Annotated in this window: 13 protein-coding genes and 1 pseudogene; all 14 read right to left on the bottom strand. The window is 67.7% G+C overall.

Annotated features, from left to right (window positions below):
• Positions 1 to 48 precede the first annotated feature (48 nt).
• Positions 49 to 954: an MBL fold metallo-hydrolase gene (locus HNP60_RS08260; protein ID WP_184156957.1), complete on the bottom strand. Its 906-nt coding sequence runs from the start codon at positions 952 to 954 to the stop codon at positions 49 to 51.
• A 241-nt stretch (positions 955 to 1,195) separates the two neighbouring features.
• Positions 1,196 to 2,878: a M56 family metallopeptidase gene (locus tag HNP60_RS08255; RefSeq protein WP_184152392.1), complete on the bottom strand. Its 1,683-nt coding sequence runs from the start codon at positions 2,876 to 2,878 to the stop codon at positions 1,196 to 1,198.
• On the bottom strand, positions 2,875 to 3,243 hold the full coding sequence (locus HNP60_RS08250; RefSeq protein WP_014075970.1) for a BlaI/MecI/CopY family transcriptional regulator: 369 nt from the start codon (positions 3,241 to 3,243) through the stop codon (positions 2,875 to 2,877). The genes HNP60_RS08255 and HNP60_RS08250 overlap by 4 nt, the downstream gene beginning before the upstream one ends.
• Before the next feature lie 454 nt (positions 3,244 to 3,697).
• Positions 3,698 to 4,027, bottom strand: coding sequence for a Grx4 family monothiol glutaredoxin (gene grxD, locus HNP60_RS08245; protein ID WP_184152389.1), 330 nt, complete (start codon positions 4,025 to 4,027; stop codon positions 3,698 to 3,700).
• Between the two features lie 49 nt (positions 4,028 to 4,076).
• A complete protein-coding gene (locus tag HNP60_RS08240; RefSeq protein WP_014075968.1) occupies positions 4,077 to 4,310 on the bottom strand; it encodes a BolA/IbaG family iron-sulfur metabolism protein in 234 nt (77 codons plus the stop codon).
• Between the two features lie 10 nt (positions 4,311 to 4,320).
• Positions 4,321 to 4,644, bottom strand: coding sequence for a DUF1476 domain-containing protein (locus HNP60_RS08235; RefSeq protein WP_014075967.1), 324 nt, complete (start codon positions 4,642 to 4,644; stop codon positions 4,321 to 4,323).
• A gap of 130 nt (positions 4,645 to 4,774) precedes the next feature.
• Positions 4,775 to 5,368 (bottom strand): 3-isopropylmalate dehydratase small subunit, encoded by a 594-nt coding sequence (leuD, locus tag HNP60_RS08230; protein WP_184152386.1) that lies wholly within the window; start codon positions 5,366 to 5,368, stop codon positions 4,775 to 4,777.
• Between the two features lie 91 nt (positions 5,369 to 5,459).
• Positions 5,460 to 6,341, bottom strand: a complete 882-nt coding sequence (locus HNP60_RS08225) for an N-acyl homoserine lactonase family protein (protein ID WP_184152382.1) — start codon at positions 6,339 to 6,341, stop codon at positions 5,460 to 5,462.
• Between the two features lie 138 nt (positions 6,342 to 6,479).
• Positions 6,480 to 7,926: pseudogene (leuC, locus tag HNP60_RS08220) on the bottom strand (3-isopropylmalate dehydratase large subunit).
• A gap of 41 nt (positions 7,927 to 7,967) precedes the next feature.
• Entirely contained in the window at positions 7,968 to 9,245 is a 1,278-nt protein-coding gene (locus HNP60_RS08215) for an MFS transporter (protein WP_184152379.1), read from the bottom strand.
• A gap of 129 nt (positions 9,246 to 9,374) precedes the next feature.
• On the bottom strand, positions 9,375 to 10,025 hold the full coding sequence (locus HNP60_RS08210) for a CoA transferase subunit B (protein WP_184049366.1): 651 nt from the start codon (positions 10,023 to 10,025) through the stop codon (positions 9,375 to 9,377).
• On the bottom strand, positions 10,025 to 10,747 hold the full coding sequence (locus HNP60_RS08205) for a CoA transferase subunit A (RefSeq protein ID WP_014075961.1): 723 nt from the start codon (positions 10,745 to 10,747) through the stop codon (positions 10,025 to 10,027). The genes HNP60_RS08210 and HNP60_RS08205 overlap by 1 nt, the downstream gene beginning before the upstream one ends.
• Positions 10,748 to 11,620: 873 nt before the next feature.
• The gene (locus HNP60_RS08200) at positions 11,621 to 12,178 is read right to left on the bottom strand and encodes an SAM-dependent methyltransferase (RefSeq protein ID WP_184152375.1); all 558 of its coding nucleotides are present in this window, start codon (positions 12,176 to 12,178) and stop codon (positions 11,621 to 11,623) included.
• Positions 12,178 to 13,578, bottom strand: a complete 1,401-nt coding sequence (locus tag HNP60_RS08195; RefSeq protein ID WP_184152372.1) for an APC family permease — start codon at positions 13,576 to 13,578, stop codon at positions 12,178 to 12,180. Before HNP60_RS08195 ends, HNP60_RS08200 begins: the two co-directional genes overlap by 1 nt.
• Between the last annotated feature and the right edge of the window lie 81 nt (positions 13,579 to 13,659).

Below are 13,659 nucleotides of genomic sequence, written 5' to 3'. Positions count from 1 at the left end.
CCCAGCATGCCTCGAATGACGGGAGAATGCGCCGCGCGGTAGGCGCCGTCAAGCAGCCGCGCCGGTCTCCCGCGCCGACCAGAAGGCTCCTGCGGACCGGACGAGTGCCCGGCGCTCCAGGTCGATGAGATGCGCGAGCACGGATCGCCCGGCGGCGCCGTGCAGGCGCGGATCGAGCCCGGCATACATGGCGGCGACCATCGCGGGAATCGCGCTGGGCCCTTCCCGCCCGAGATGGCGCAGGATCTGCCCCTCGCGCATCCGGCGATGGCCCAGCAGATGCCGCACGAAGCGCTGCGGCTCGGCGACCGGCTCGCCATGGGCGGGATAATAGAAGCGGTCAGCGCGCGTCATCAGCCGCTCCAGCGAGGCGAGATAGGCGGTCATGTCGCCATCGGGCGGCGAGACCACGCTGGTCGACCAGCCCATCACATGGTCGCCGGTGAACAGCACCGCTTCCTCCGCCAGCGCGAAGCAGAGATGATTGGACGTGTGGCCCGGCGTCGCCAGCGCGGTGAGCGTCCAGCCCTCGCCTGAGAGTTGCTCGCCATCGGCCAGTACCCGGTCGGGCGCATAATCGGCATCGAAGGCGGCGTCGGCGCGCGGCCCCTCGTCATCGAGCGTGAGCGGCGCGCATCCGATGATGGGCGCGCCGGTCAGCGCTGCCAGTGGCGCGGCGGCCGGGCTGTGGTCGCGGTGGGTGTGCGTGCACAGGATCGCCTGCACCGGCCGGCCGTCGATCGCGGCGAGGATCGCGGCGAGATGCCGCTCGTCCGCCGGACCGGGGTCGATGATCGCCAGATCGTCCGTTCCCACCAGATAGGTCTGCGTGCCCTCATAAGTGAATGGCGAGGGATTGGGCGCGAGCAGCCGGCTCACCAGCGGGGAAAGGGCCTTGAGGACGCCGGCTTGCGGGGCGGCCTCCGGCGCGCTCCCCGGCTCGGGCTGGGACATGACGGGGGAAGCGGGCTCGGCCATGCTTCCCATGTGTCACCCCGCGCCGCGAATGCAAGTCCCGTCGGGCGCGGCCGGCGCCGCGCCCGACGATCTCTTAGGGGCGATCGACATTCAGATGATGGCGTGGCGAAAATGGTGGTTTCTCGGGACCCGGAGCGCAGCGTACTCAAGGTACGTGAGCACCGGAAGCACGGGAAACCGCCATTTGCAGGCCGCCAGCGCTGGATGTCGATTGGCCCTAGTCGCGCGCCCGCAGGCGGTCCACCTGTCGGTCGAGATCACGCATCATCCGCGCGCGGGACTGCTCGGGGATGCTCGGGTTGCGGGCGATGTCGGCCCGGGCCTGCTGCAGCCCGCGCACCGCGCTCATGCGCGCATGCCGCTCCATGTCCTCCCCGCAGATGCGGATGCTGATCTTCTTGCGCTCGCGGCCGTCCACCCGCACCGTGCTTTCGTGCGTGTCGACATAGCTCTTGCTGTCCGAGCAGCCCGACCCCTGGCGCACTTCCACGATCGGGACGGTCGCGTCGATCTCGGCCCGCGTGGGTGTGGTGACCCGGACGTGGCGATATTTGTCGCCCCAGCTGTACGCCACAGACGGCGGCGTCGGGGGCGACGGCGGCGTGCGCATGGAGGAATGAGCGGGCGGCAGCGGCGGCTCGGGCGGGGCCGGCGGCAGCGGCGGTTCCGGCATATCGGGCGCCATGGCGACGCGGGCGGCGCGGGCCTCGGCGGCGGCGGCACGGGCCTCGGCCTGGGCGGCGCGCGCCTCGACCTTGGCCGCACGGGCCTGCTGGGCGACCGCGCGGGCCTCAAGCTGCGCTGCCCGCGCATCCTGCTCGGCGCTCGCGGCTTCCCGCGCAGCGTCATGGGAGACGGCCGCGACGGCCTGCGAGACGGCCGGAAGCGAAGGGAGAAGGTCCGCGTTGCGAGGGATCGGCAGAGCCTCGCTCACCTTCGCTCCGACCTGGGCGGCCATGCCTTCGCCGGACGCCGTAAGGGCAAGCCCCGCGATCATGACCGCGCCGGTCAGTGTGACGCCCGCGAGGCGCCGGCGCATGCTGGGGCTTTTCCTGGACAACATGGATAGTCTCCGTTTCAGTCGGTTGACGCTATTGAGATGGCAGACGGCGGAGAGCGCCCCGCCGCTCGCGCATTTGACCAGCGCGCGGCCATAGGCATGGCCCAGCCCCCGGTCGCGAATGGCGCCGATGACGTCCGCGTCGCACGCCATTTCCTGGTCGGCGCGGAAGGCGCGATAGGCATACCACGCAATGGGATTGCACCAGTGCAGCGCGAGGAAGCCGAGCGCGAGGCTGTTGGCGATCAGGTCGCCGCGCCGGTGGTGGGCCAGCTCGTGCGCCAGCGCCATGGCATGTTCCTCGACGTCGAAGCGCGTCATCGCGTCCTTGGGGAAGACGATGAAGCGGCGCCGCAGCCCGAAGGCGACCGGGCCCTGCACATGCGGGCTGGCCATGAGGTTGATGCCCCGCGCGGGCGAGCGCCGCCGGGCGGCATGGGCCAGCACTTGCCGGCAGAAGCGGCGATAGCTCAGCATCTGCCAGAGCGCGAACACTGCCGCCCCGGCAAGCCAGAGCCCGGCAAGCGCCGCCACGACCGGGAAACCGTCCGTTCCTTGCGCGGGCAGCGCCTGGGCGACCTGCAGGTCCGTCATGCGGGTGCGCACCAGCTCGGTGAGCGCTCCGGTGGCGCCCAGTCCGGCGACCGGCAGGTCCGCGGGCACGACCATGGAGATCGGCAGCAGGGACAGGGGCGGCATGACCATGCGCAGCGCCGGGAGCAACCAGAGCGCATAAGCGACCCGCGCCCCGAACGTCTGCCGCACGGGATCGCGGATGATCAGCACGAGCAGCATGAGGCCGCTGGTGGCGATCAGCGTTTCGACGAGCCAGGCGATCATGGCTTGAGCGCCTTGAGCAGGGCCTCGATCTCGGCGATGTCCTTGTCGGAAAGTTGCTGCGTCTCGGCGAGATGCGCCACCAGCGGCGAGATCTGGCCGCCGAACAGCCGGTCGACGAGCCGCCGGGATTCATGCGTCACATAGGATTCGCGCTCGACGAGCGGGCGATAGAGATAGCGCCGCCCGTCGGCCTCATGCGCGATCACGTCCTTGCTGACCAGTCGCGCGAGCAGCGTCTTCACGGTCTGCAGGCTCCAGTCCCGCTCGTCCGCCAGCGCCTCGCTGACTTCGATCGCCGTCAGCGGGGATCGGCGCCAGAGCACCTCCATCACCGCATGTTCGGCATCACTGATGCGTTCACCCATGTCTTGTCCTCCCTTGGCAGACTCGACTGATTACAACTGTAATCGACATCTACGACTGTAGTCAATAGGAAGGAAAAGCTGCACGCCCGATGAACGATTGCCCTGTCGGGAAACTTTACAGCCGCACCCATGGATAACGCGCGCTTAACTGCCGGATGCGGCCGGAAAAGCCCGGTCGGCCAGGCTGGCACGGCGCTTGCGTATCAAAGGATGCACCCGCAAACTGGGGGATGCGGCTGGTCTCCTCGCCCATCCCCCACATTTTTCCGATCCGGAAAAGCGAGCGCTCCCACGTCGCCATGCTCGCCGCGGTCCGGCATCATCCCATCCATGGCAGAGGGAGGCGATCACAGGACCGCCCTGCCCCGTCACGGCACATGGTTCGCAGGCGCACGGCGCGCCTGCTGGAAATAACGCTGGATAAGACGCGGCCCGAACATCCGGGCCGGCGGGATCAGGCGGCGATGACGCCGCGCTCGACGAGGACCTGCTGCAGTTCGCCGGCCTCGTACATTTCCATCATGATGTCCGAGCCGCCGAGAAATTCGCCCTTCACATAGAGCTGGGGAATGGTCGGCCAGTCGGAGAAGCTCTTGATGCCCTGCCGGATTTCCTGATCCTGCAGCACGTCCACGCTCTCGAACGGCGCGCCGAGGCGCTCCAGGATGGCCACCGCGCGGCTGGAGAAGCCGCACTGCGGAAACAGCGGCGTGCCCTTCATGAACAGCACGACGTCATTCTTGCTGACGATATCGGCAATGCGGTTCTGGATGGTCTCGGTCATCATCGGTCTCCGGGCAGCGGTGAATGGCGCGCCCCGCGCTCTTCACCTGTCAATTGGGGACGGCAGTCGTCAGTTGCAAGGCATGGAGCACGCCGCCCATCCGCCCGCCGAGCGCGTCATAGACGGCGCGCTGCTGGGCGATGCGGGTCTTGCCCCGGAAACTCTCGGACGTGACATGCGCGGCATAATGATCGCCATCGCCCGCCAGATCGGTGATCTCGACGGTCGCGTCGGGGATCGCCGCGCGAATCAGGGCCTCGATTTCGTCGGCAGCCATCGCCATGACAGGTGCCTCAGCCTTCCTGCATGAACTGGCGGCGCGCCTCGGCCATCTTGTCGCCGAGCGCGGCGCGGATCCGGGCATCGTCCATGTCGACGCCGGCCGAGACCAGATCGCCCAGCACCTTGCGGATCACATCCTCGTCGCCGGCTTCCTCGAAGTCGGCCTGGACGACGGCCTTGGCATAGGCATCCGTCTCTTCCTTGGTCAGCCCCATCAGGGACGCGGCCCATTCGCCCAGCAGGCGATTGCGGCGCGCCGTCACCCGGAATGCCAGTTCCTGGTCCTTGGCGAACTTGGTCTCGAACGCCTTCTCGCGATCGTCAAATCCATTCATGGATGAAAAGCCCTTGTCTCTTGTGTCTCTTGTGCAGCGTGCGGATTCGCTGCCTGTTTAGGAACCCGCCACGCTCATGGCAACGCGCTTCGCCGCGCCGGTCCCGGGAGGGTGGCGCCCGGTCATCGTCTCACGCCGCCGCCGGCACCAGCCAGGGCCGCCGCGCCGCGTCCATCCGTTCGAAGGCGGCAATCGCGTCGTCGCTGCGGATGGTAAGGCCGATCTCGTCGAGCCCGCCGAGCAGGCAGGCCTTGCGGAACGGATCGATCTCGAAGGTGAAGCGATCCTGGAACGGCGTGGTGACGGTCTGGTTCTCCAGGTCGATGGTGATGGTGTCGGTCTTCGCGACCTCCAGCAGCCGGTCGACTGCCTCCTGCGGCAGCACCACGGTCAGGATGCCGTTCTTGAAGGCATTGCCCGAGAAGATGTCCGAGAAGCTCGGCGCGATCACGGCCGTGACGCCCATGTCGATGAGCGCCCAGGCGGCATGTTCGCGGCTCGACCCGCAGCCGAAATTGTCGCCCGCCACGATGATCGGCGCGCCGGCATAGCGCGGATCGTCGAACACATTGTCCGGCTCCTTGCGCAATGCCTCGAACGCGCCCTGCCCCAGCCCGCTGCGGCTGATCGTCTTGAGCCACTTGGCCGGAATGATGATGTCGGTGTCGACATTCTTCATGCCGAAGGGATAGGCGCGGCCCTCGACCTCCTTGACCGGTTCCATGAAACTGCCTCCAATCGTCAGATGCCGCGCTGGTGACCGATCGGGCCCGAGCCGTCAAGGCCGCCGCCCCCGCGCCGCGCATTCGGCCCGCTCATTCCGCCGCCTCGGGGAAGGCCGGCAGGCTGGCGACATCGCGATGGTCGTGCTGGATGATGAGCTTCGCGCCCAGCGCCTTGGCGATGGCCTTGAGCCGGTCGATCGAGGCCAGCGAATCCGCGCGATCGGTATTGAAGCCCGGCACCCGGTCATGCTCGTAATTCTCGCGGAAATGCACGGCATCGCCGGAGATCAGCACCGGCCCCGTCTTCGGCAGGCGCACCAGCAGGCCGTGATGGCCCGGCGTATGGCCCGGGAGGTTCAGGATGGTCACGCTGCCATCGCCGAACACGTCCTTGTCGCCCGTCAGCTGCTCAACCGTGCCGCCACCGCTGATCCAGTGCGCCAGCGGCGCGGGATCGGCATTGGCATAGCGTGGCGGCGTCGCGGTCAGCACCGCCCAGTCGCCGGCGCCGATCAGCAGCTTGGCCTGCGGGAAGCGGCTTGCCTGCCCGATATGATCGCCATGATAATGGCTGATGCCGACGAACGCGACCTTCGCCGGATCGACGCCGATCTCGGCTAGCTGCTCGGGCAGCGTGCGGCGCAGCAGGATGGTATCGTTGGAGCCCGCGAAGCCGGCGTCCCACAGCATGAACCGATCGCCATGGCGGATGAGGTAGCAGCTCGCGACGAACGGCATCCTGAGCGGCGGATCAGTATAAACGTACGCGTCCGAGAAGGCGCTGACATCGCGCGGCTGGCGAAATTCGCCGCAATCGAGCCGGGTGAGCGTGATGGCCGCGGGGGCCGAAGCGGGCGGCTTGGCGCTCGCGGGCGATGATGTCTGTGTCTGCGCCTGCGCGATCGCGGGCGTCATGAGTAGCAGCGCCGCCATCGCGGCGCATGCGGGTCCGGCCAACGTCCGGTGGCGCATCGTCCCTCTCCCTTCCGAATGCGGAAGGTCAGCGGGGCGTGCCGACCTCCGGCTTGGCGTTACCGAGCCCGACGGCCATGGCTGCACTGCCGATGGCGCCGAGCACCAGGATCCAGAAAATCTTTTTCATTGCGCCCCTTAACCTTGTTCGTTCCCCATTAGGTCACGGACGTCGGCAAGTCGACCCTTAATCGCCGCGGCAGCGGCCATGACGGGCGAGACCAGGTGGGTGCGCGATCCGGGGCCCTGCCGCCCCATGAAGTTGCGGTTGCTGGTCGAGGCGCAGCGCTCGCCGCTCGGCACCCGGTCGGGATTCATGCCCAGGCACATCGAGCAGCCCGGTTCGCGCCACTCGAACCCGGCCTCGATGAAGATGCGGTCCAGCCCTTCCGCTTCGGCCTGCCGCTTGACGAGCCCGGAGCCCGGGACGACCAGCGCCTGCCGGATGCGGTCGGCGATCCTGTGGCCCTTCAGCACCGCCGCGGCGGCGCGCAGGTCCTCGATCCGGCTGTTCGTGCAGCTGCCGATGAAGATATGCTCGACGCTCACATCCTCCATCCGCTGGCCGGCGGAGAGGCCCATATATTCCAGCGATCGCGCCGCGGCCGCGCGCTTGGCGGGGTCCTCGAAGCTCTCGGGATCGGGCACCATGCCGGTGATCGGCACGACATCCTCGGGGCTCGTGCCCCAGGTGACGTTGGGCGCGATGTCGCTGGCGGCGAGCCGCAGCGTCTTGTCGAATTTCGCGCCCTCGTCGGTCACCAGCGTGCGCCACCAGGCCAGCGCGCGTTCCCAGTCCTCGCCGTGCGGCGCCATCGGCCGGCCCTTGAGATAAGCGAAGGTCTTCTCGTCCGGCGCGAACAGGCCGGAGCGCGCGCCGCCCTCGATCGCCATGTTGGCGACGGTCAGGCGCCCCTCGATGCTCATCTCGCGGAAAGTCGAGCCGCGATATTCCACGACATGCCCCGTGCCCCCGGCCGTGCCGGTGCGGCCGATGATCGCCAGCACCACGTCCTTGGGCGTCACGCCATAGCCGAGCGTGCCTTCCACCTCGATGGCGAAGGTCTTCGAGCGCTTGAGCTGCAGCGTCTGCGTGGCCATCACATGCTCGACCTCGCTGGTGCCGATGCCGAAGGCCAGCGCGCCGAGTGCGCCGTGCGCGGCCGTGTGGCTGTCGCCGCAGACCAGCGTCGTGCCGGGCAGCGTGAAGCCCTGTTCCGGGCCCACGACATGCACGATGCCCTGCTCGGGCGCCACCGCGTCGAAGTAGCGCACGCCGAATTCCGGCGCGTTGCGCTCCAGCGCCGCGAGCTGCTGGGCGCTCTGCGGGTCCTCGATCGCCAGGCGATGGCCCTGCGCGTCCACGCGCGCCGTGGTCGGCACATTATGGTCCGGCACCGCCAGCGTCAGGTCCGGGCCGGCGCAGCTTGCGCCCGGCGAGGCGAAGCCCCTCGAAGGCCTGGGGGCTCGTCACTTCATGGACGAGATGGCGGTCGATATAGATGAGGGACGTGCCGTCGTCGCGTGTCTCGACGACATGCGCGTCCCAGATCTTCTCGTAGAGCGTGCGCGGTTTCTCGGTCATTTCGCCGCTTCCCTAGCGCCGCGGGCATCGCGGCGAAAGCCCTATATTGGCCGCGCGAGGTCCGCTTCAATGGTGCGGGATGCCAGCCAGTAGTGCGCCGAGGCCCAGAGATAGACCGCCGCCATGCTTGCCATGGCAAAGCCCAGCGCCAGTCCCGGGTCGATGCCGCGCGCCGCATAGCCGTCGCTCACCGCGCCGAGCAGCAGCGGGCCGAAGCCGCCGCCGACCAGCGTATAGATCATCGACGTGAAGGCCGTGCCTGTCGCGCGCATGCGCGGGCTGAGCATGTTCTGGAACGTGCCCTGCGTCGGCCCCAGATAGGTATACTGGATGATGCCGCACAGGCCCACCAGCACCACGATCAGCGCCGGCTCGTCACGCGTGATGGCGAAGGCATAGAGCGGCCCGACGAGGCACAGGGTGATCGCCGGCATCAGCGCATAGGCCCGCGGATTGCCGCGCGAGGCCAGCCGGTCGGCAAGCCAGCCCGAGCCCAGGATGCTGAGCGTCGCCGGCAGGCTGGCGACGAGCCCGGCGACCAGTCCCGCCTCCACCAGCGTGAAGCCGAAGCGCCGGATGAGATAGGCCGCCAGGAAGGCATTGAGCCCGAAGCCGACCATCCCCGCGAGGCTGGAGCCCATCAGCATGTTGCGCATGGTCGGCCAGCGCAGATAGCGGCCGATCACCGCGCCGAGCGGCGGCACGGTGTCGCTCGCGCCCGCCGGGCCGTCATGCCGCCCGCGCCGGGGTTCGGCGACGAACAGCGCGAGCAGCAGGGCCAGGATCAGCCCCGGCACCGCCGCCACGAACAGCGCCGCGCGCCAGCCATAGAGCTGCGCGATCAGCGCGCCGCCGCTGGCCCCGATGAAAGCGCCGAGCGGCGGCGCCAGATTGAGCGCCGCCATCATCGTCGCCCGCTTCTCGCGCGGGAAATAATCGGAGACGACCGAATAGGTGGCCGGGAGTCCCACCGCCTCGCCCACGCCCACGCCGATCCGCGCGAGCAGGAGCTGGACATAGCTCGCCGCGAGCCCGCAGACGGCGGTAGCGGCGGACCAGAGCACCGTGCCCACCCAGATCAGCGTGATCCGCCGCCGCCGCTCGGCGATCCGCGCGATGACGAGGCCAAGGCCCACATTCAGCACCGCGAAGGCAAGGCCCGTCACGATGCCGAGCTGCGTGTCGCTGAGCGAAAACTCCTGCTTGAGCGGCTCGGCCAGCACATTCATGATGATCCGGTCGACAAAGCCGACCACGCCGATCGACGTCAGCAGCACGAGCGCCAGATATGGCCGCTCCTTGATGGTCCCGATGGCCATTCACCCTCCCCTGTTATTGCGCGCCCTTTGCCGGACCTGCGCATGCCGGGGCAACAGAAAAGACGCGGCGCACGAAAAAGGCGGCCCGGCGCAATGCCGGACCGCCCTATACAGGACTGCGATGTCCGCTCAGGCCGTGGCCAGAGCGACCTCATATTTCGCGGTCGTCTTCTGCGCGACTTCCTCCGCCGTCACGCCCGGGGCAAGCTCGATGAGCCGGAAGGGCTCGTCATGGCTCGTCCGCTGGAACACGGCGATATCGGTCACGATCATGTCGACGACATTCTTCCCCGTCAGTGGCAGCGTGCAGGCGGGGATGAACTTGGGCTCGCCATGCTTGCTGGTGTGCTCCATCACCACGATGATCTTCTTGACGCCCGCGACCAGGTCCATGGCGCCGCCCATGCCCTTGATCATCTTGCCGGGGATCATCCAGTTGGCGATGTCGCCGCCCTCGGAGACTTCCATCGCGCCGAGCACGGTCAGGTCGATGTGCCCACCGCGGATCATCGCGAAACTGTCCGCGCTGGAGAAATAGACCGAGCTGGGCAGCTCGCTGATCGTCTGCTTGCCGGCATTGATGAGATCGGGGTCGACCTCGTCCTCATAAGGGAAGGGGCCGATGCCGAGCATGCCGTTCTCGGATTGCAGCGTCACTTCCACGCCGGGCGGGATGTGGTTGGCCACCAGCGTCGGGATGCCGATGCCCAGATTGACGTAGAAGCCGTCCTTCAGCTCCTTCGCGGCGCGCGCCGCCATTTCATCGCGGGTCCAGGGCATTATGCGGTCTCCCCCATCTTCTCTTCACGCGGCCGAACGGTGCGGAACTCGATCTTCTTGTCGTAGGGCGCGCCCACGATCATGCGCTTCACATAGATGCCCGGCAGATGGATGCAGTCGGGGTCGAGGCTGCCGGTCGGCACCACTTCCTCCACTTCCGCAACGCAGATCTTGCCGGCGGTCGCCATGGGCTGGTTGAAGTTGCGGGCGGTCTTGCGGAAGATAAGGTTGCCGCTCTCGTCCGCCTTCCAGCCCTTGATGATGCACAGGTCCGCATAGATGCCGCGCTCGAGCACATAGTCCTGCCCGTCGAAGACCTTGGTCTCCTTGCCCTCGGCCACCTGCGTGCCCACGCCCGTCTTGGTATAGAAGCCGGGAATGCCCGCGCCGCCGGCCCGGCAGCGCTCGGCGAGCGTGCCTTGCGGGCAGAACTCCACCTCCAGCTCGCCGGAGAGATACTGCCGCTCGAACTCCTTGTTCTCGCCGACATAGGACGAGATCATCTTCCTGATCTGGCGCGTGCGCAGCAGCTTGCCGAGCCCTTCATTGTCGATGCCGGCATTGTTGGACGCGACCGTGAGGTCCTTCACGCCGGAATCGCGAATGGCGTCGATCAGCCGCTCCGGAATTCCGCAAAGGCCAAAGCCGCCCGCGCAAAGCAACATCCCGTCGAACAGCAGCCCGTCCAGGGCAGCCTTCGCATCGGGGTAGAGTTTCTTCATCGGTATCTCCCTCTCCGCAACCGAACCAGCGCACGCCAGCCCATAAGATGCGCCCGCTTTCCGGTCAAACCCGCAGCCTTGCGGAAAGCGGCAGCAATATGAAACGGAGACGGAAATTCCGCAGCGCGAAAATGGGCGGACGGGCATTCCGACCGGAAGCAACAACTCCCGCAAGGCCAGGCGTCGGTCGGCTCAGGCGCAGCCCCTCCCCGCACGCGCGAGCCATTTCCCCCGTCGTCACCCCGGGCTTGCCCCGGGGTCCCGCTTCCTTTCAAGCGATCCCCAAAAGAGCCAAGGCAGCACAGGCAGCCCACGCGTCCGCCACGCAGATCCCAGAAGACAGCGGGCCCCCGGGGCAAGCCCGGGGCGACGGATGCGCAAGGCAGCGCCACGCTCACAACCTAGGCTGCGTGAAGAAATTCCAAACGTGAACGACCGACGGCTATCAGGAGCCGTGTCTCAGCCCTGCTACGGCCGAAATGTTGTGGCGAGCGGACATTTCCACTTTTCGTCATTCCCGCGCATGCGGGAATCCAGCTGAGACATCGCGTACGAGTGCCGGGGTGCAACTGGATTCCCGCATGCGCGGGAATGACGATGTGGGACGAGGTGACGTCTCCTTTGTCGTCGTATCCGGAACGCCCAATGTGGGACGCGAAGCACGGATAGCTGTCGTGCCTTTGGCGCGAATCTGTCCACGCGCCCCAAGCCCCTTCCCTTCAGAGGAAAGGTCGGGTTGGGATACGGGCCGGCACGTCGATCGACCGCCAAGCGATGGACTGTCCTCGCCCGTCTTTCAACGAAGGCGCGCGAGTCCGGCAGGCCCCGATCGGGGGCCTCGCACATCACCCGGCCCCACCTTCCCTCTCCAGCTTATCCCCGCTCGGGCACGGTCCACATATAGATCATCTTGCCGGCCACTTCCTCGCTGCGCTCGGGTTCCCAGTCACCCATGAGGAAATCATGGCTGACGATCCGGGTGCCGGGCTTGAGGTCCTTCAGCAGCCGGGGCCGCAGCTTCTCGTTGAGCGTGGGCAGCAAGTAGAGCGTGACGACCGTCGCCTCGGAGAAGTCGGTCTTGAAGAGGTCCTCCTGCTTGAAGGTCACCTTGTCGGTCACGCCGGCCTTCTGCGCGTTCTCCCGTGCTTCCCGGATGCGCTGGGGATCGATGTCGATGCCCACGGCGCGGATGTTGAAGGTCTTGGCGGCGGTCACGGGAATGCGGCCATCGCCCGAGCCGAGATCATAGAGAATGTCCCCGTCGCCCACCTTGGCCATGGCCAGCATGGCTTCCACCACCGGCTGGGGCGTGGGCACGTAGATCACGTCGGGGCGTTGGGTGCCTTGCTGCGCCGTGTCCTGCGCGTGAAGCGTCGCGATTGTCACGCTCGCGCCGAGCGCGAGGGCGGCACCGATCATCAGGCTTTTCATCAGTCCATCTCCTCTGTTTCATGCGGTTTCAGGAAGACCAGGAGAATGCCCCCGAGCGCGAGGACGGCGACGCCGACCCAGGCGCCGGTCCCGGCGTAGACGAGGCTCGAATAGAGCAGGTAGAGGCTGGTGGCGCAGAAGATGGCGGGCACCAGCGGATAGAGCGGCACGCGGAACGGCCGCGCGCGCTGCGGCTCCCGCCAGCGCAGCACGAACAGGGCGAGGCCGACGAGGAACAGGAACACCCAGAAGACCGGGGCGGTATATTCGAGCGCGAGGCGGAAGCCGTCCAGCGCGAAGACCCCGGCGAACACCAGCAGCAGCGCCACCGCGCCCTGCGCGAGAATGGCATTGCCCGGCGTATCGCGATCGGTCCTCCAGCGCCCCGCCCAGCGCAGTGCCGGGAAAGCCCGGGCCAGCGCACACAGGCTGCGCGCGCCGGTGATGACCGTGGCATTGGCGGAGGTGAGCGCGGCCAGCGCGACGATCACGCTGATGAACACTGCGCCGGTGCCGCCCAGCGCGCGCTGCATCGCCTCGGCCGCCACCGCTTCCGCGCTCGCCATGCCGGCAAGGCCGAGCACGCGCAGGAAGGCCAGATTGGCCAGCACGTAAAGCACCGTCACGATCCCGAGGCCGATCACCATCAGCCGGCCGAGCCGGCGCGGCGCGTCCTTCACTTCGGCGGAAAGATACACCGCTTCGTTCCAGCCGCCATAAGTGAGGAGCACGAAGACCATGACGAGGCCGAGCGCACCGCCCCCTTCCCCGCCCGCTACCGCCGTCGTCGTCTCGACGGGCGCCGCCGGGGCAAGCAGGAATGCGGCGGCGATCACCGCGACGAGGCCGAGCACTTCGGCGATCGTCAGCAGCGTCTGCGCCTGCGCGCCCACTTTCACGCCGACCCAGTTGGCGCCGCTCACCGCGATCACGACCAGCGCGGCATAGATGGCGGAGGAATAGGGACCGATGGGCGCGACCATCGCCACATAATCGCCGAACACATAGGCCAGCAGCGCCAGCGAGCCGGTCTGGATGACCGAGAAGCGCGCCCATCCGTAGAGGAAGGCCGTGCGCACCCCATAAGCACGCTGGAGGAAATGATAGTCGCCGCCGAAATGCGGGTAGGAGGCGGCCAGTTCCGCATAGCAGAGCGCACCGAGGATCGAGAGCAGCCCGCCGGCGATCCAGGCGCCGATGAGCATTGCCTCGCTGCTGGAGAATTCGGCGACCAGCGCGGGCGTGCGGAAAATGCCGGCACCGACCACGATGCCGATTGTCAGCGCAAGCACATGCCTGTCGGAAAGGATCTTGCGGGGCGCGCCGGCCGGTGCATCGCCGGACCCTTGCGCCGGTGTTCGGCGAATGGGGTCGGCGGCATAGCCGGTCGCGCTGGTCATCGGCGCGCGGCCATCACGGCGCAGGTCAGCGGCGGAACGCGTCCCGGGCCTTTCATGACGCGCGCGCCCTGCACTGGCGGC

This window comes from Sphingobium lignivorans (genome assembly GCF_014203955.1).
GTDB lineage: Bacteria > Pseudomonadota > Alphaproteobacteria > Sphingomonadales > Sphingomonadaceae > Sphingobium > Sphingobium lignivorans.
This window is presented reverse-complemented; position numbering and strand designations above follow the sequence as displayed.